Source organism: Agaribacterium sp. ZY112, from assembly GCF_041346925.1.
Lineage (GTDB): Bacteria > Pseudomonadota > Gammaproteobacteria > Pseudomonadales > Cellvibrionaceae > Agaribacterium.
This window is the reverse complement of record NZ_CP166840.1, coordinates 4,163,550-4,181,261: the sequence shown is the minus strand read 5'-3', so window position 1 is coordinate 4,181,261 and position 17,712 is coordinate 4,163,550. Positions and strand designations below refer to the sequence as shown.

Sequence of the window (17,712 nt, the reverse complement as noted above, 5' to 3'; positions counted from 1 at the left end):
GCGCTTGCGCGTTAAATAAGTGTAAAGGTTGTAGCTATGCGTCATCGTCACAGTGGCCGTCAACTCAACAGAAACAGCTCTCACCGCAAGGCCATGTTTAAAAACATGGTAGCGTCTCTTGTTGAGCACGAAATCATCAAAACTACTTTGCCTAAGGCAAAGGAACTGCGTCGTTTTGCCGAGCCGTTGATTACATTGTCTAAGGTAGACAGTGTCGCCAACCGCCGTTTGGCTTTCGATCGCACTCGCAATAAAGCGACCGTTGGTAAACTATTCAGCGAAATCGGCCCTCGTTATGAAGGTCGTCCTGGTGGTTACTTGCGTATCATGAAGTGCGGCTATCGTACTGGCGACAAGGCTCCTATGGCCTATGTTGAGCTAGTTGATCGCCCTGCTCCTATTGCGGATGAAGAAGTGGTTGAAGCTGAAGATTAATTTCTGAATGCTTCTGCGAAAAAACCGAGCTTTGGCTCGGTTTTTTTTTGCCTAAAGAAACTGAGCAGTATCAAGCTGTCGTAGGCTGGTCTATTTTGGCGCTCGCAACCTAGGCGAATCCTGCTAATATGGTTGAGCTATAGCTGTCAGTACGAGTAGCGTATGCATAGTCGCACTGACCAAGGAAGTTAACTTTAAGCAAAGGGGGCTTAGGCCGCTTAAATGAGTGATTTGGATAGGTTGTTGTATTGGCGTGGCGTTGCGGCTGATTTCTATAATTATCGCGGAGAGCTGACTCAAGTCCCGCTAGAAAATCGTTTGCAGTTACTCGCTGCTATGGGGGTAGAAACCAATAACCCAGAAGCGATTGCTCAAGAAGCCTATGAGTTAGACATTAAGCCTTGGCTAAGTTGGCTACCAAAGCTTGAGGTGGTCGATGCACAAAGTGCCTTTGCAGATTTAAACTTCCAACCGGAAGAGCTCTCTCAAGAAATCACTTGGAGCCTTGATCGCAAAGGTGCATCAGTCTCCGCATCTGTCTTTATTCCAGAGCAATTAGAAGAGGTCGGCGATTATTTACACGGCGGCAAGCGCTACAGTCGCCGGCGTTTAGCTCTAGGTCAATTAGAACCAGATTATTATCAACTTAGTCTTAAGTCTAACTCGAAAAAAACGACTTGTACTATAGCTGCAGTACCGGCGACAGCGTGGTTACCTGAATGGTCGAAAAATGAAGGCGCGAACCCTTGGGGTTTATTATTGCAGCTTTATACCCTGCGCTCTAAAACCAATTGGGGCATTGGCGACTTCAGCGATTTATTACAGTTGATTGAGCACTCGGCTAAAGCCGGTGTTGACGTTATTGGTCTCAACCCTTTCCATGCACTGCAAGTGAATCTCAAACACGATTACAGCCCCTACAATCCTTCAGATCGTCGTTTTTTAAATGCCCTCTATATTGATGTAACAGCTGTTGATGGTTTTAACGAGAGCTTTGTCGATCAGGCTGACATCAGTCTCTTGCGTGATGCCGCAGTTGTTGATTTTGAAGCGCAGCGTGCTTTGAAATACAGTGCATTGTGGCAGTGTTTTAATGCTTCTCTAAGCTCGGGTGATTTGACCGGCCTCGTTGATTATGTACAAGAGGCAGATGAAAGTTTATTTGATTTTGTAAATTATCAGCTTGCTAATAATTGGGCTCCTGAAGAGCAGGAGCGTCGTAGTGGCGAGCGCTCGTCTTTACTAAGCTGGCTAGGCGATACAGAGCGCCCTAGCGAATTAATGCTATTTGCTTTTTATACCTACATTCAATGGCATGCCGATACTCAATTTGAGTTATGCCAGCAAGTGGCCAATAAACAAGGGATGAAGCTTGGTCTAGTCAGGGACCTAGCCGTGGGAGCTAACGGAGGTGGAGCGGAAGTTCAGACTAGTGGGCGTTTGTTTTGCCACGATGCGTCCGTTGGGGCACCGCCCGACCCACTTGCTCTTTCTGGTCAAAATTGGGGCTTGCCGCCAATGGACCCCGCTGAATTACGCCATACTGGATTTGCCCATTTTATTAATTTGTTGCGCAGTAATATGACTCATTGTGGTGCCTTACGCATAGATCATGCGATGAGTTTATATCGACTCTGGTGGTGTCCTCCAGGTGCTACAGCCGATAAGGGTGCCTATGTTTATTACCCATTCCGGGAGCTTCTAGGTTTATTGTGCTTAGAAAGTTATTTGCATAAATGTGTCGTTATTGCTGAAGATTTAGGCATTGTGCCAGAGGAATTTAGCCGCGAGATGCAGCGCTGTGGTCTTTATAGCAATAAAGTTTTTTATTTTGAGAAATACAGTGACACGCAATTTAAACATCCACGTGATTACACTAGGCATGCCTTAGCCATGCTTAATAACCATGATGTGCCAACCATTGTCAGCTGGTGGAATGGAAGTGATTTGATTTTGCGTGACAGCCTCAATTTGCTTGGGGATAACAACACACTTGAGGCGGCACAAAGCTTGCGTCAAGCAGAGCGTAAGCACCTATTGGAATTGCTAGAGGGCGACGCGTATTTACCCGAAGGCTGGCAACTTGAAGATATCAATAGACAGGCGGATGAGACTTTAGTTGATGCCTTATTGTTGTTCGCTAGTCAGGCTGCTTCACAGTTTTTTATGCTTCAGCTTGAAGACCTGATGATGATGGATGCTCCCGTTAATGTGCCTGGTACCTACCTTGAGCACGATAATTGGAGTCGTAAACTACTAGTCGATTTAGAAGATGTTTTTGCGACTGAACGTTTACAAAAATTATTCGCTGAAATTAGCGAGAAACGGAATAGTTTGTAAAAGGGCACAAGATTCATGGCAGCACAGCTTAGTAATGAAGTGATTCAATCAGTAATTGATTCACGCAGTAACGACGTTTTTTCTGTTTTAGGAATGCATGAGCTAGAGGACGGCGGTTATTGTGTTCGCGCTTACGTTCCGGGTATTAAAAACATAGAACTCTGGACCTACGATGGCCTAGAAATGCTAGCGCCTATGGAGTGCCTACATGCAAACGGTTTGTACGAAGGTGTTCTACCCGGTAAAAACCCTGATAAATATTTGTTGAAGATTTATGGTGACTGGGGTGAGCAATTAATAGAAGACTGTTATCGCTTTGCTTCTCTTATTGATGAGCAAGACACCTATCTATTTGCTGAAGGTAATAATGAAAAAGCCTATGAGTTTTTAGGCGCGCATTTAATGACTGTTGATGGTGTTGATGGATGTCGATTTGCTGTCTGGGCTCCAAATGCATCGCGAGTCTCTGTTGTAGGCGATTTTAATATGTGGGATGGTCGCCGCCACGTGATGCGTAAATTAGTGCCTTCTGGTATTTGGGAAATCTTTATTCCCGAAATTACTGAAGGGGAAAAGTACAAGTTTGAATTAAAAGACAGTCACGGTAATTTACTTCCTCATAAGGCTGACCCTTACGGCTTCGCTGCCGAGCAGCCTCCTCAGCAAGCTTCCGTTGTAGTCGATCAGAATGCCTACGAATGGGGTGATGCACAGTGGCAAGATCAGCGAGGTTGGCGCACTAAAATAGACAGTGCTATTTCGGTATATGAAGTACACCTAGGCTCATGGAAGCGTGTGCCAGAAGAAGGTAATCGTTATCTTAGTTATCGTGAATTAGCCGCTCAACTTATTCCTTATGTCAAAGCCATGGGTTTTACCCACATCCAGTTAATGCCTGTTAGTGAATACCCGTTTGATGGAAGCTGGGGCTATCAACCCGTTGGTTTGTTTGCTGCAACCAGTCGTTACGGAAGTATCGATGACTTTAAGTATTTTGTAGATCAGTGCCATCAAAGTGAATTGGCTGTGTTGATTGATTGGGTGCCAGGCCACTTCCCAACGGACGCTCATGGCCTTGGTCGTTTTGATGGTACGCCTTTGTATGAGCACGCAGATCATCGTCAGGGGTTTCATCCTGATTGGAATACCTATATTTATAATTACGGTCGCAGTGAAGTCTCAGGTTTCTTAATGAGCAACGCTTTATTCTGGCTTGATAAATACCATATTGATGGCCTGCGGGTGGATGCAGTCGCGTCGATGCTCTATCTCGATTACAGTCGAGAAGATGGTGAGTGGGTTGCTAATCGTTTTGGCGGTAGAGAGAATTTAGAAGCGATTGATTTCTTAAAAAACACTAATGAGCGCGTGTATAAGAATTTCCCCGATACCATGATGGTTGCTGAAGAAAGTACGGCGTGGCCGGGTGTGAGTAAACCTATTTATGCCGGTGGTTTAGGCTTTGGTTTTAAATGGAATATGGGCTGGATGAATGACAGCCTTGAGTACATGAGCAAGGAACCTATTCACCGTAAATTCCATCATCACAACATGACCTTCTCTTTACTTTATGCTTTTAGTGAAAATTTTGTATTACCTCTAAGTCATGATGAGGTTGTGCACGGTAAGGGTTCTATTTTAGATAGGATGCCCGGTGACGGTTGGCAGAAGTTCGCTAATTTACGTGCCTATTACGCTTTTATGTGGACGCATCCAGGAAAAAAACTCATGTTTATGGGCTGTGAGTTTGGTCAGGGCCCAGAGTGGGATCATGACGGCAGCTTGTGTTGGCATCAACTTGATTTAAAAGAGCATCAAGGTGTTCAGAATTTAATTCGTGATTTAAACCACTTATATGTCGCTTCACCAGCTCTTTATGACAACGACTGTGAGCCAGAAGGTTTTGAGTGGGTTGAAGCTGATGATAGGCACAACAGTGTGTTTGCCTTTTTAAGAAAATCAATCAAAGGCAATGGTTCGCAAGTGGTAATTACCAATATGACGCCCGTGCCACGTGAAGATTATCGTGTGGGTGTGGATCTTGCGGGTAATTATCGTGAAAAATTAAATACCGATGCCGATATTTACGGTGGCTCTAATATGGGCAATGCTGGTGTGGTAGAAAGTATTGAGCAAAGCTGGCAGGGGCGCGAGAGAAGTATTGTTGTCACTGTTCCTCCTCTGGCTACGGTTATATTTGAGTACGAGGCTGACTAATGAGTGATTATGGCTGCCTACCGGGTAAAGCATGGCCCTTGGGGGCCACGCCGGATGAAGAGGGGGTTAACTTTTCTTTATTCAGTGAGCACGCTAAGGGTGTAGAGCTTTGTTTGTTTGATGATATTGGTCAGCAGCAAATACAAAGTATTCAGCTTAGTAAAGGTGAAAACCACTGCTGGCACGTTTATGTGCAAGGCCTAAAAGCGGGGGTTAAATATGGCTACCGAGTAGATGGGCCTTATTTACCTGAGCAAGGCCTGCGTTTTAATCGCAATAAATTGCTAATTGATCCTTATGCTAAAGAGCTTGATAGGGATTTTTGTTGGGATAAGAACCTCTTTCCTTACGATAGTAAAAGCCCACAAAAAGATTTAAGTATCAGCGACAGTGACAGCTCTGCGATGATGCCTAAAGGCATTGTTTGTGAGTTAAGTAGCGTAGACGAGATCGCTGCAATTGAAGCTGCCAAGCCTAAAATACCGTGGTCTGATACGGTTATTTATGAATGCCATGTTCGCGGCTTTAGCCAGTTAAACCTTGATGTGCCTGCGAATATTCGTGGAAGCTTTGCCGGTTTAGCCCACCCCGAAAGTATTAATTATCTTAAATCTTTAGGTGTGACCGCCGTTGAGTTGTTGCCGGTCCACAGTTTTATCGATGAAGAGTTTTTAGTTCAGCAGGGTTTGAGTAATTACTGGGGTTATAACACCTTAAATTTTTTCTGTGTTCACCGAGACTACCTAAGTAGCGGTAAGCGTGAAGAATTTAAACTTATGGTTAAAGCTTTGCACGAAGCTGGGCTCGAAGTCATCATGGATGTGGTCTATAACCACACTGCCGAATCGAATCAATTTGGGCCCTTGCTCAGCTTTAGAGGCATTGATAATCGCAGTTATTATCGCTTAGAGAGTGGTAATGAACGCTATTATGTTAACGATACAGGTTGCGGCAATACGGTAAGGGTTGAGCACCCTCGAGTAATGCAATTGGTGCTCGATAGCCTTAGGTATTGGGCAATTGAAATGGGGGTAGATGGTTTTCGCTTTGATTTGGCAAGTATTCTTGGGCGAAATGAAAGTGGCTTTAGTCAATCAGCGGCATTTTTCCAAGCGGTTTCTCAAGATCCTCAGCTCTCAGATACGAAGTTTATAGCAGAGCCTTGGGATATCGGTCCGGGTGGTTATCAGCTTGGCGCTTTCCCTTCACAATGGTCAGAGTGGAATGACAAATATCGCGATATTTGCCGGCGCTTTTGGCTTAACGAACCGGGAGTTCTGCCCGAGTTTGCTAAGCGCATACATGGTTCTTCAGATCTGTTTGAGTACGCAGCACGAGGCCCTCGCGCAAGTTTGAACTTTATTTGCAGTCACGATGGTTTTTCCTTGCGTGATCTTGTTAGCTATCGAGAGCGTAATAATTTAGCAAATAAAGAAAATAACCGTGATGGTCATCACGCTAACTTCAGTGATAACTACGGTGTTGAAGGTCCAAGTGACGACGCCCAAATTGAGTGCGTGCGTCGGCGTCAACAGCGCAACTTTATTGCAACGCTTATGTTTAGCCAAGGCACACCCATGCTACTTGGTGGTGATGAGCTTGGCCGCAGTCAAGGTGGTAATAACAACGCCTACTGCCAAGATAACGAAATAAATTGGTTTGCTTGGCCAGAGCTCGATGATAAAGCCAAAACATTAAAAGCATTTACCGCGCGTTGTATCGCTTTGAGATCGGAGCTGCAGTTACTTCGCTCTGAAAAATATCTGCATAAGCCTAAAGATATGTCGGTTGAAGGTCAGTGCTCGCATTGGGTTAATTGCTTTGGTAATGCGATGGCGCATGACGATTGGCACCAAGGCCACAATCAAATCGGCTGGATGCTAGAAAGCAGCCTTGATGGTAAGCGTAATATACTTTTGTTGGCTTTTAATGCTCACAGTGAGGCTCTAGATTTCAGGCTACCCGAAGCTGACGGTGTTGAGCAGTGGCAGTGTTTGCTCGATACCCAAAATGAAAATGGCGATGCAAAACAAGATTATTTATCTGTAGGGCAGGCTAGCCCTATGGCGGCACGATCCGTGCAATTACTTAAGGCAGTATTTGTTTAGCGAGAACTCTAGGAGTGAGCACAGCTATGACAGTGAAAGCAGTAAGTCGAGAAAAAGAGAGCAAACCTAGTAAAGAGGTTAATGTGGATGCTCAAATAGCTAGTGGGGCAGATAGTGAGGTGCTTGATGGAATACGGCGTCACCTGCTTTACAGTTTGGGCCGATTCGATGATCGCAGTACCGCGCATGAGTGGGGTAAGGCCTTAGAGCTTACAGTCCGTGATCAGTTAATGAAAAATTGGCAAAAAACACGTTTAGCCGAACGCTCTTATGAAAACAAGCGTGGTTTTTATTTGTCGCTTGAGTTTTTACTTGGGCGCAGCATGAATAATGCAATTTTAAATATGGGCTTAGAAGGGCCGACTGCGGAGGCATTAAAACAGCTGGGCCTGAATTATGAAGAACTCGAAGAGGAAGAGCGTGATGCTGGCCTCGGTAATGGTGGTCTAGGCCGTTTAGCGGCTTGTTTTATGGATAGCTGTGCCAATCTAGGATTACCCGTGCGCGGTTATGGAATTCGCTATGAATACGGTATGTTCCACCAAAGTATTCGAGAAGGACGTCAAGTAGAAAACCCTGACCACTGGTTGATGGCAGGTAATCCCTGGGAGATCGAGCAGCCAGATCGAACATGTAAAGTTAAATTCTATGGTCGTTCAGAGCATTACAGTAATGATGCTGGGCGCATGTGTGTCCGCTGGGTCGATACGCATGATGTCTTAGCCGTGCCTTTTGATATGCCTATTCCTGGTTATAAAAATGGTGTGGTGAATACACTACGCTTATGGAAGGCATCTGCGACAGATGAATTTAATTTAAAAGATTTTAACGATGGTGATTATGCTGATGCCGTTGCTCAGAAAAACCTTGCTGAGCAAATTACCATGGTGCTTTACCCTAATGATGCCAGTGAAAATGGCAAAGAGTTACGTTTAAGGCAGCAGTACTTTTTAGCATCAGCTAGCTTGCAGGATGTCATTCAAGACTGGACCTTAAAGTTTGGTCCTAATTTTGACCGCTTTGCTGAGTTTCACTGTTTTCAATTAAACGATACCCATCCTACTTTGGCTGTTGCTGAACTTATGCGCTTATTAGTCGATGAGCAGGGTTTAAATTGGGAAAAGGCTTGGTCGATCACTACAAGTACCATGGCTTATACCAATCACACCTTGTTACCAGAAGCGTTAGAGCGTTGGTCTGTGCGTTTATTAGGTGAGTTACTGCCTCGTCTGCTTGATATCATTTATGAGATTAATGCGCGTTTTCTTGTTGAAGTTGCACATTGCTGGCCTGGCGATGTTGAGCGTCAGCGACGAATGTCCATTATTGAAGAAGGCCATGAACCACATGTGCGTATGGCGTATCTAGGTATTGTTGGTAGTTTCTCGGTTAATGGTGTTGCGGCTTTACATTCTGATTTATTAACTCGTGGTTTGTTTAAAGATTTTTACGCCTTGTGGCCTAATAAGTTTAATAATAAAACTAACGGAGTGACTCCGCGCCGCTGGTTGGCTCATTGTAATCCTGATTTAAAATCCTTAATTGATGAGAAAATTGGCACTGAGTGGATCTGTGAATTAGAGCAATTGTCGCAATTAAAAAGCTATGTAAGTGATAGCGCTTTTCAGAAAAAATGGGCTGCAGTAAAGCATTATAATAAGCAGCGCCTCTCTCAATTGGTTCAAGATAAATGTGGCGTTGAGTTTGACCCAAATTTTATTTTCGATGTTCAGGTTAAGCGTATTCATGAATACAAACGTCAGTTACTAAACGTTCTACACGTTATACACCTGTACGATAAGATTACCCGGGGTGAGGCCGATCAGGTTGTACCTCGCTGTGTGCTTATTGGTGGTAAAGCCGCTCCAGGTTATTTTCTTGCTAAATTATTGATTAAGTTAATTAACAATGTTGCAGAAGTAATCAACAGTGATGAACGTGTTAGTGAGCGCCTGCGCTTGGCTTTTTTACCCAACTACAATGTCAGTGCAATGGAAGTCATTTGCCCTGCTGCTGATCTCAGTGAGCAGATTAGTACCGCCGGTAAGGAAGCTTCAGGTACGGGCAATATGAAGTTTATGATGAATGGCGCTTTAACCATTGGTACTTACGATGGCGCGAATATTGAGATCCTTGATGCTGTTGGTGAAGAGCATTTCTTCTTGTTTGGCTTAAAAGAAGATGAAATTGTTCAGCATCGAATATCACACAAACCTGAACATATTGTTGAGTCAGACCCTGATCTTGCTCGCGTGATGGGCTTGTTGCAATGTGGGCACTTTAGTATGTTCGAAGAGGGTATATTTCAGCCCTTAATTGACTCCGTACTTAATCCACATGATCCGTGGATGGTTGCCGCTGATTTTAGATCGTATGTCGATGCTCAAAACCGAGCAGCATCGGCTTATAAAAATAAAGAGCTGTGGACCCAGAGCAGCATATTAAATACCGCTACTAGCGGAAAGTTTTCCAGTGATCGCACGATTCGGGAGTACGCGCAAGATATCTGGAAGCTTCTATAAAACCAATGGAGTAGAACTATGTTAGATCCTAATTCACGCTATGTAAGTCGTCTGACGCGTGACACTGTTGCGGTTATTCTCGCTGGTGGGCGAGGCAGTCGTCTGCATGAGTTGACGGATTGGCGTGCCAAGCCGGCTCTGCACTTTGGTGGGAAGTTTCGTATTATCGACTTTCCATTATCAAACTGCGTGAACTCAGGTATTCGCCGTGTTGGCATCCTCACTCAATATAAAGCGCACTCCCTTATTCGACATATTCAAGCGGGTTGGAGTCACTTTAAGAAAGAACTGGGGGAGTATGTTGAAATACTTCCTGCATCGCAGCGCTATTCACCAAACTGGTATCAAGGCACTGCCGATGCTATTTACCAAAATATGGATATTCTGGCGGAGCAAAGCCCTAAATACGTGATTGTTTTAAGTGGTGATCATGTTTATCAAATGGATTATGGTTCGATGTTGGCTGCTCATGTAGAGAGTGGCGCAGATCTAACGGTTAGCTGCATAGAAGTTCCTATCGAGGAGGCTGCAGGTGAATTTGGGGTGATGACGGTCGATGGTGATAACCGTATTGTTCGTTTTGATGAAAAGCCAGCTCACCCAACTGAGCTTGCCGATAAGCCCGGCCACACCTTAGCGTCGATGGGTAACTATATTTTTAATGCCGACTTCTTATTTAATCAGCTAAGAGAAGACGCGTCTGAAGACGACAGTGAACATGATTTTGGTAAAAATATCATTCCTAAAATCATCGACAACCAAAAGGTCTGCGCTTATCGTTTCCGTGATCACGATACGGGCGAACAGTCGTACTGGCGTGATGTCGGTACCTTGGATAGCTTCTGGCAAGCAAATATGGAGTTAGTGGAGCCGAGTCCGGCTTTAAACCTTTATAATCATGATTGGCCTATTTGGACCTTTCAGAAACAATTGCCACCTGCGAAATTTGTTTTTGATGACGATGAACGTCGCGGTTCAGCAGTTGATTCTATGGTTAGTGGTGGTTGTATTATTAGTGGCGGAACCGTACGTAAGTCTTTGTTATTTTCTGATGTTCGTGTGAACTCTTATGCCGAAGTCGAAGAAAGCGTGGTACTGCCAGAAGTAGAAATTGGCCGAGGGGCAAAAGTCCGTAAGGCTATTATTGATGCCGGTTGTAAAATTCCCGAGAATACGGTTATTGGTTATGATCACGAGCACGATCAAGCTCGTGGCTTCCGTGTAAGTAAAAAAGGCGTTGTGCTCGTCACACGTAAAATGCTTGGTCAGCAAGAAGCTTTCTAAGTGCTGAGGGAGGCTTGTCTTTGAGTCTCCCTTTAATATCTGCAAAAAGCACTGTTATATAAGGTTTAATAAGCAGTAATGGAAAATAAAAAAATACTCATGGTCGCGGCTGAAAACGATGCGCTTCCAGGTGCTAAGGTTGGTGGTGTTGGTGATGTTATTCGTGATCTTCCCAAAGCTTTAGTTGAACAAGGCTACTCTGTACAAACCATTATTCCCTCTTACGGTATGCTCTCACGTTTACCTCAAGCTAAAGTGGCCGGTGAAATCAAGGTTGATTTTGCAGGTGCGTCTCACCGTGTTCTTTTTTACCGCTATCAGCATAGCGGTGTGGATGCTTGGATTGTTCACCACACACGCTTTTCTCCTCAAGGGGAGACAGTGTATTGCCATGACGGTGCCGATGCTCCTTTTGCTACAGATGCGACTAAATTTGCTTTTTTCTGTATGGCCATTGCCGAAGCCTTAGAGCAGGGGGTAATTGAGCGTCCTGATATTATTCATGCCCACGATTGGCACGCCGCGTTTTTATTGATACTAATGCGCTTGGCACCACAGTTTGCCAACTTAAACTCTATACGTACGGTGTACAGTATTCACAATTTGGCGATGCAAGGTGTTAGGCCGTTTCGTGGACACGAGTCTTCATTTGAGCAGTGGTTCCCCCAGCTAGTACTCGATCCTCGTGGTATTGCAGACCCAGATTATCCGCACTGTATTAACCCAATGCGTGCAGGTATTGTCATTGCAGATAAAGTTCATACCGTTTCGCCGACCTACGCTGAGGAAATTCAGCAAGCTTCGAACCATGCTGCGGGTATTTATGGTGGCGAAGGTTTAGAAGCAGATTTACAGATGCGAGCAGAACAAGGTGCTTTATTTGGTATCTTGAACGGCTGTGATTACAATGCAGTCAAAAAAGTAAAACCACTCGCTAAAGTCTCATTTGTAAAGTTGGCGCAAGCAACTCTACTTAGTTGGGCGGCGAAAGAGGCATCGTTAAAAACGGCGCACTGGCTAGCCGAAAAACGCTTAGCGTCTTGGGCCGCCTCTCGCAAAGCTAAAATGATCTTAAGTTCTGTTGGTCGTGTGACTGAACAAAAAATGCGTTTGTTGTGTGCAAGTACAAGCACGGGTGAAACGGTATTATCAGCGATGCTCAAACACGCAGGTAATGACGCCTTGTTATTGATGGTCGGTAGTGGTGATACGCAACTTGAGCAGCAGCTGGTACAGATAAGTGCAGAGCATGAGAACTTTGTGTTCTTAAATGGTTTCTCACCTGCACTTGCGGATCAGCTTTATAGCCAAGGTGACTTATTCTTAATGCCCAGCTCATTTGAGCCCTGTGGGATCAGTCAGTTATTGGCTATGCGTGCCGGCCAGCCTTGTTTGGTCAATCGCGTTGGTGGCTTAAAAGACACGGTAGCCCATCTGGAAACCGGCTTTTGCTTTGAGGGACACGATGAGCATAGCCAAGCTGAGGCCATGCTGAATTGCTTTAAAGACAGTTTGGCGTTGTTTAAAAACGATAAAACGGCCTTTGAAAAAATTGCCCAAAACGCCGAAGCGGTGCGTTTTAGTTGGGATAGTGTCATTTCTGAATACAAAGCTAAGTTATATAACTAACTTGGCATTAAGTCCAAAGCATGAGTCTGGGAGTTGGCTCATGTTTTCTCTGCTCTTTTTATTTCTAAGCTTGGTCTGCGTTGTCTTGTTGGTATAATTAGTGGTTTAGCCATTCCAGTTGCGATAATAATAAAATGGATTCCAAAGATAGCACAGAGACTAGCTCTGAATTAGGTCTTGAAACTAATAGCCCTTCTGCTTCTCAAACGCTTTTGTCCAATGAGCAGGAGTTTGGCGTAGAGGCAAGAAGTGATAAGCAAAACCCAAGTGAGCAAGCCGATTCTGTTAGTGACCTAGCCGGTGAGTCTGCCGAAGTTAAAGATATCACACGTGATGATGCGCCTTATTTTGATACTGCAGTGAATATCCCTCAAATTACGCCAAGTGTTATTAGTGCCAGTGAGGCTGCATTAATGCGCTCACGAGTGATGAAAGACGAGGGCCTTATCGCTCGCTCACAGTGGCTGAAGATATATCTTGTAGCGGCGCTGTTGTTTAATCTATTGGCTTTATTTTTATCGGGACATCTAAGCGACATGACCTTTTGGTCAAACTGGACCAAACAGTTGGCCGGGGGAGGTTATAAGGCGTTTCATGGAGACTACCCCCCTATTTATATTCACTGGCTGTGGCTGGTTTCTAAGTTTTACCTTGCCACAGAGTCGTTTATTGCAACAAATTTACAGTTAAAGTTCTTTGCCCAGCTTCCGATTGCTCTTTCGCATTGCGTGTTAATTTCTGTTGTTTATAAACTTTTAAATCATGAAAAAAGTTCTAAGGTTCAATTCCACTCGGTATTACTATTTACGGTATTTAACCCAGCATTGTTATTGGATGGGCCTATATGGGGGCAGGTTGATGTCTTCCCTACAACAATAGCGCTGATATCCATTCTCTTAGGGATGGATAAGCGTTGGGCTGTAGCAGCTGTACCCTTATATTGTTTAGCGTTGTTAACTAAGTTCCAGATGATTTGTTTTGCTCCTGTATTTGCAATTTTATTCTTCACAAGACCGAAAGTGCATATCATCGGTTGTTTACTAGCGATCCCTGTCTTTTTACTCGGTTTTGCTCCTTTTATTCTGGTTGGAGAGTTTAAAAGTGCCTTTGAGCATGCGTATATCAATACCTTGGGGCAATATCCTTACGGTTCACTAAATGCTGCAAATTTGCCGCTATTGTTGTTTGGCAATATGGGGGCAGATTCAGATCCAATACTGCAGTCGATTCAAGATCCGACCTTGCGTAATGTCTTGAGTGTTAAGCATGTGGGGATGTTGTCGTTTGCGTTGTTTTGCTGTGTAATTTTTGTACATGGTCTTTTTGATTTAATCAAGCAGAAGCACCTAGGTTTTGAGCGTGATTTTCAAGTTTATATCCTGCGGGTAGCGATGCTCTGTGCTTTGGGCTTTTTTACCTTACTACCAGCTATGCACGAGCGCTATATCATGCCTAGCGTGATTATCGCTCTTGCTTATGTCGGTTTAGCTCGAACTCACTATTTTTACGCCATTATGCTTACGCTGATAGCGTACTTAAATATCGATATTATTTTGCGTCATCACAGCTTAAATATATTTCCATCATTGGCTTTAATGACAAGCCTAACTTTTGCTTATGCCTTTGTAGATCATATGAGCCAGGGGCGTTTAAACAACGTCGTTGTGATGGGGCTAAGCAGGCTTATCAAATCGCCAAAGCTTGCATTAGTGGCAATGCCGCTAATGCTTTTATTTATGGCTTATTACCTTACCTTTGGAGGGCGACCAGACACGCTCACCCTAGATAAAGAGCAGCTTCTTTTAAGCAAGCTTGAGCCTCTCTATAGTCGTCAAGATCACGGTAAACTACATGTCGATCGAAGTTATGATGGTAATTTTTTAAGCCTTGATGGACAGCGCTACGGGGACGGTTTAGGTACCCATTCTAATTCTGTTATACGTTATAAATTACCGGATCAAGCTCAGCGTTTTAGTTTTATCGCCGGTATTGATGATGAGGTTGGCAAAGCCGGTGCGGTGGTGTTTGTTGTGCGAGCAGATAACAAAGAGATATGGCGCTCGCAGAGAATATCGGGCTCAGGCGCTGCGGTCAGCGCAGATTTGGATGTGAGTGGTACCAATATGCTCGAGCTTAAAGTGCTGTCGGTCGGTTCACCCAATAGTGATCACGCGAACTGGGTAAATCCAATCATAACACTTGATACTGAAGCGCCTGAATTGAACGCGGTTGATGCGGATAAAGAAGTAATTGTGCGTTAGACAGAGGCCGGCTATTTATCGTGCCGGCCCTTAGTGTTGTTTCTATTTGTCTTTTTCTTAGGCGCTTTATTCTTAAGTTGCCCTTGCCTAGCTTAAGATGTGATAAACAAGGTTCAGTCAGACTGATGTTTATTGCTGAGTGAGCTTAGCGGGTTTTGAGCTCTTTATTTGCGTTTTGGCTCTTTTCTATATGAAAGCGTGGGCGCCTTTTTACTTCATCAAAGATTTTAGCTAGATACTCACCAATAATACCAAGGCTGACTAGCTGTACACTGCCAATAAAGAGTAGGGGTAATAAGATGGATGCCCAGCCGGGTAGGGCGCTATCGGTAAATACTCGAGTTAGCAGCACCCAACATAGAATACTAATCGATACTAAGCTGGAGAAAAAACCAAGGACGGTAATTGCACGTAAGGGCGCTGTAGAAAAGGCACTAATGCCTTCCCAAGCAAAGCTAAGCATCTTGCGTAGAGGGTATTTACTTTCGCCAGCAACACGTTCTTCACGTTTATAGCTAACCGTTGAGCTTGCGAAGCCTAGCTCTCGAACGAGGCCGCGCAAAAACAGGTTGTGCTCGGGGTAGCTTAATAGGGCATCGAGTGCTTGGCGCGAAAGCAAGCGGTAGTCGGCATGATTAAATACCAAGTCTACGCCCATCTTACGCATCATGAGGTAATAGCCCTCGGCGCTCAGGCGTTTAAAGGCGGTATCTTTTTTTCGCTCTTCGCGCACACCATAAACCACATCTTTACCTTCTAAGAAGTGCTGCATCATTTGCTCTATGCAGTCTGGGTCATCTTGAAGGTCGGCATCAATACTGACAACAGCGTCTTCGGTTGTTGCGCATAAGCCTGCATAAAGGGCGTTTTGGTGGCCTCGGTTATGGCTTAATTTAAGAGCGCATACGTAGTCGTGCTCATCGGCAAGCTGGCTTAACGTTGCCCATGTTTGATCTGCGCTGCCATCATCAACAAAGTAAAGTTTGGAGCTGGAACTGATTAACTTGCTCGTAACAAGGCGTTCGCGTAAGGCATTCAATCTGGCAAAGCTAAATTCAAGAGCCTCTTCTTCGTTATAACAAGGCACAACGATTGCGAGGCTTTTATGTTCTTCTGTCATTGTATTATCACTTGTATTGATACGGGGCTTTAAGGTAGTGATGGCTTAAGGTGCTCCATCATAAGTGCAATAGAAGTATTTGTCGCTGGGAGGAAAGTCGTATTCACTCACAATTTTGATGATTGGAAAGTTTGAATTAGATCTGTCTGCGCTAGGAGAGTCGGTGAAATATGTTAGTATCCGCGCTCTGTTTTTAAGCATAGATAGTGCGTAGATACTCATGGCTAAGAAGAATAAACATAAGAATACGGGCCGTAGCTCAACACCCGAAATGCAAGATGTACAAGCGTCGTCGGCGGTTATTGCCAATCCTGTAGCGCAGGGGCTCGACTGGGGCTTATTGCTCAATGGTCGCCGCTATTGGGTTATTCTTGGGCTACTGACTTTTGTGGCTGCTGTGATCCGCTTTTGGACTCTATCGCGCTTTGATTCGATGGTCTTTGATGAAGTCTACTTCTCACAATACGCTTATAACTATCTGACCGATGTTACCTTCTTTGATGCCCACCCGCCCTTAAGTAAGTACATTATTGGTACGGGAATCTGGCTCTACAATTTGATGCCCTTTACCGAAACCTATGAACTCACTCAGGTCGAGTTGGCGGAGTTATCCCCTACGGCAAGGCGCTGGGTAAATGCGGTTACCGGGACTTTATTAGTACCTATCGCTGCTAGAACGGTATATGCACTTTGGCCAAACCGTCTCGCGTCCTTGGTCATGGCCTTTTTGGTGTGCTTTGAAGGTTTATTAATTGTTGAGTCGCGCTATGGCTTAAACAATATTTATATTGCCACCTTTGGTATGTCGGCGCTCTACTTTCTAGGTAAAGTGACGACGGCTGAGTCCCATAAGAAACTTTATTTCCTTGCCGCTTGCTCAGCAATGTTGGGCCTGACTTACAGTATTAAGTGGAATGGTCTTGGCTTCTCTGCCGTGGTTTGGGGTGCATGTGTACTGAGTTACATCTTGTATTTACGCTCTAAATACCTAGGTTTGGATCTAACTGCGAAACCCTTGGCGGTGTTTAAAGCCATTGTAAAAATAAACCCGTTTTTATTAATCCCCATTCTGCTGGTGCCGGGGTTCGTGCTGTATTGTTTGTTGTGGATTCCCCATATCAGCATGATTCCTGATTATGGTTTTGCTGAGGTTCACCACCAAATCTTTGCGTATCATGGCCGAGTAGAGGCGGATGCCCACCCTTATTGTTCCAGCTGGTACGGCTGGCCTGTTATGGCAAGGCCCATGAGTTACCTCTTTGAAAAAGAGGTGGTTGATGGTGTGAAGATGTTTACCGACGTACACCTAATGGGGAATCCGGCCATTATTTGGTTGGGTGCTGCAAGTGTCTTATTGATGTTACCGGTCTGGGATTACCACCTTCAGCGCGCTTTGCGTAAAGGCGTCATCCATTCTGAATTGATGTTTATGTCGATTTGTATTGGCGGATATGCTGCGAATTTCCTACCTTGGGCCTTTGTAAGTCGCTGCCTCTTTTATTACCACTATATTCCAGCGTCGTTGTTCTCTTTATTGGCTTTGGCTTGGGTAATTACGCATCTTTTAAGTGGGCGGCCATTGCTTGATCTTTGTAAAGGGTGGATATCACGTGGCTTAGGTATTTTTATTGTCTCGCTTATATTGGCCGCCTTTATTTACTGGCTACCGATTTATTTGGGTATTACAACAACTGCCGATGGTTTTTATCAGCGTATGTGGTTTACCAGTTGGATTTAATAGCTTGTTTGATTTGTAGACAGTAAGCGAACTTATTTACTTGTTACATTAGCCCTTA

Annotated in this window: 10 protein-coding genes; 9 read left to right on the top strand and 1 reads right to left on the bottom strand. The window is 44.5% G+C overall.

The genetic code is table 11. The features are described from left to right. Positions 1–36: 36 nt before the first annotated feature. The 8 genes from rplQ to AB1S55_RS18110 all read left to right on the top strand — a co-directional run bounded on the left by rplQ (position 37) and on the right by AB1S55_RS18110 (position 14,796). Positions 37–435, top strand: a complete 399-nt coding sequence (gene rplQ / locus AB1S55_RS18145) for a 50S ribosomal protein L17 (RefSeq protein ID WP_370979605.1) — start codon at positions 37–39, stop codon at positions 433–435. Positions 436–657: 222 nt separating this feature from the next. After that, a complete protein-coding gene (gene malQ / locus AB1S55_RS18140; protein WP_370979604.1) occupies positions 658–2,775 on the top strand; it encodes a 4-alpha-glucanotransferase in 2,118 nt (705 codons plus the stop codon). Between the two features lie 15 nt (positions 2,776–2,790). Continuing rightward, positions 2,791–4,992: a 1,4-alpha-glucan branching protein GlgB gene (gene glgB / locus AB1S55_RS18135; RefSeq protein WP_370979603.1), complete on the top strand. Its 2,202-nt coding sequence runs from the start codon at positions 2,791–2,793 to the stop codon at positions 4,990–4,992. Further along, the gene (glgX, locus tag AB1S55_RS18130; RefSeq protein ID WP_370979602.1) at positions 4,992–7,100 is read left to right on the top strand and encodes a glycogen debranching protein GlgX; all 2,109 of its coding nucleotides are present in this window, start codon (positions 4,992–4,994) and stop codon (positions 7,098–7,100) included. The genes glgB and glgX overlap by 1 nt, the downstream gene beginning before the upstream one ends. Before the next feature lie 26 nt (positions 7,101–7,126). Beyond that, the gene (locus tag AB1S55_RS18125) at positions 7,127–9,622 is read left to right on the top strand and encodes a glycogen/starch/alpha-glucan phosphorylase (protein WP_370979601.1); all 2,496 of its coding nucleotides are present in this window, start codon (positions 7,127–7,129) and stop codon (positions 9,620–9,622) included. Between the two features lie 18 nt (positions 9,623–9,640). Then, entirely contained in the window at positions 9,641–10,906 is a 1,266-nt protein-coding gene (glgC, locus tag AB1S55_RS18120; RefSeq protein WP_370979600.1) for a glucose-1-phosphate adenylyltransferase, read from the top strand. A gap of 78 nt (positions 10,907–10,984) precedes the next feature. Beyond that, entirely contained in the window at positions 10,985–12,535 is a 1,551-nt protein-coding gene (locus tag AB1S55_RS18115; protein ID WP_370979599.1) for a glycogen synthase, read from the top strand. Between the two features lie 134 nt (positions 12,536–12,669). Continuing rightward, positions 12,670–14,796: an NPCBM/NEW2 domain-containing protein gene (locus AB1S55_RS18110; protein ID WP_370979598.1), complete on the top strand. Its 2,127-nt coding sequence runs from the start codon at positions 12,670–12,672 to the stop codon at positions 14,794–14,796. Between the two features lie 145 nt (positions 14,797–14,941). On the opposite strand, the gene AB1S55_RS18105 is transcribed toward AB1S55_RS18110, so the two are convergent. Further along, positions 14,942–15,916, bottom strand: coding sequence for a glycosyltransferase family 2 protein (locus tag AB1S55_RS18105; RefSeq protein ID WP_370979597.1), 975 nt, complete (start codon positions 15,914–15,916; stop codon positions 14,942–14,944). A 220-nt stretch (positions 15,917–16,136) separates the two neighbouring features. On the opposite strand from AB1S55_RS18105, the gene AB1S55_RS18100 reads away from it, so the two are divergent. Continuing rightward, the gene (locus tag AB1S55_RS18100) at positions 16,137–17,654 is read left to right on the top strand and encodes a phospholipid carrier-dependent glycosyltransferase (RefSeq protein WP_370979596.1); all 1,518 of its coding nucleotides are present in this window, start codon (positions 16,137–16,139) and stop codon (positions 17,652–17,654) included. Positions 17,655–17,712: the final 58 nt, after the last annotated feature.

Coding starts and splice junctions, on each gene's coding strand:
- glgC (WP_370979600.1), top strand. CDS start 9,641: ATGTTAGATCCTAATTCACGCTATGTAAGTCGTCTGACGCGTGACACT.
- AB1S55_RS18100 (WP_370979596.1), top strand. CDS start 16,137: ATGGCTAAGAAGAATAAACATAAGAATACGGGCCGTAGCTCAACACCC.
- AB1S55_RS18105 (WP_370979597.1), bottom strand. CDS start 15,916: ATGACAGAAGAACATAAAAGCCTCGCAATCGTTGTGCCTTGTTATAAC.
- malQ (WP_370979604.1), top strand. CDS start 658: ATGAGTGATTTGGATAGGTTGTTGTATTGGCGTGGCGTTGCGGCTGAT.
- AB1S55_RS18115 (WP_370979599.1), top strand. CDS start 10,985: ATGGAAAATAAAAAAATACTCATGGTCGCGGCTGAAAACGATGCGCTT.
- AB1S55_RS18110 (WP_370979598.1), top strand. CDS start 12,670: ATGGATTCCAAAGATAGCACAGAGACTAGCTCTGAATTAGGTCTTGAA.
- glgX (WP_370979602.1), top strand. CDS start 4,992: ATGAGTGATTATGGCTGCCTACCGGGTAAAGCATGGCCCTTGGGGGCC.
- rplQ (WP_370979605.1), top strand. CDS start 37: ATGCGTCATCGTCACAGTGGCCGTCAACTCAACAGAAACAGCTCTCAC.
- AB1S55_RS18125 (WP_370979601.1), top strand. CDS start 7,127: ATGACAGTGAAAGCAGTAAGTCGAGAAAAAGAGAGCAAACCTAGTAAA.
- glgB (WP_370979603.1), top strand. CDS start 2,791: ATGGCAGCACAGCTTAGTAATGAAGTGATTCAATCAGTAATTGATTCA.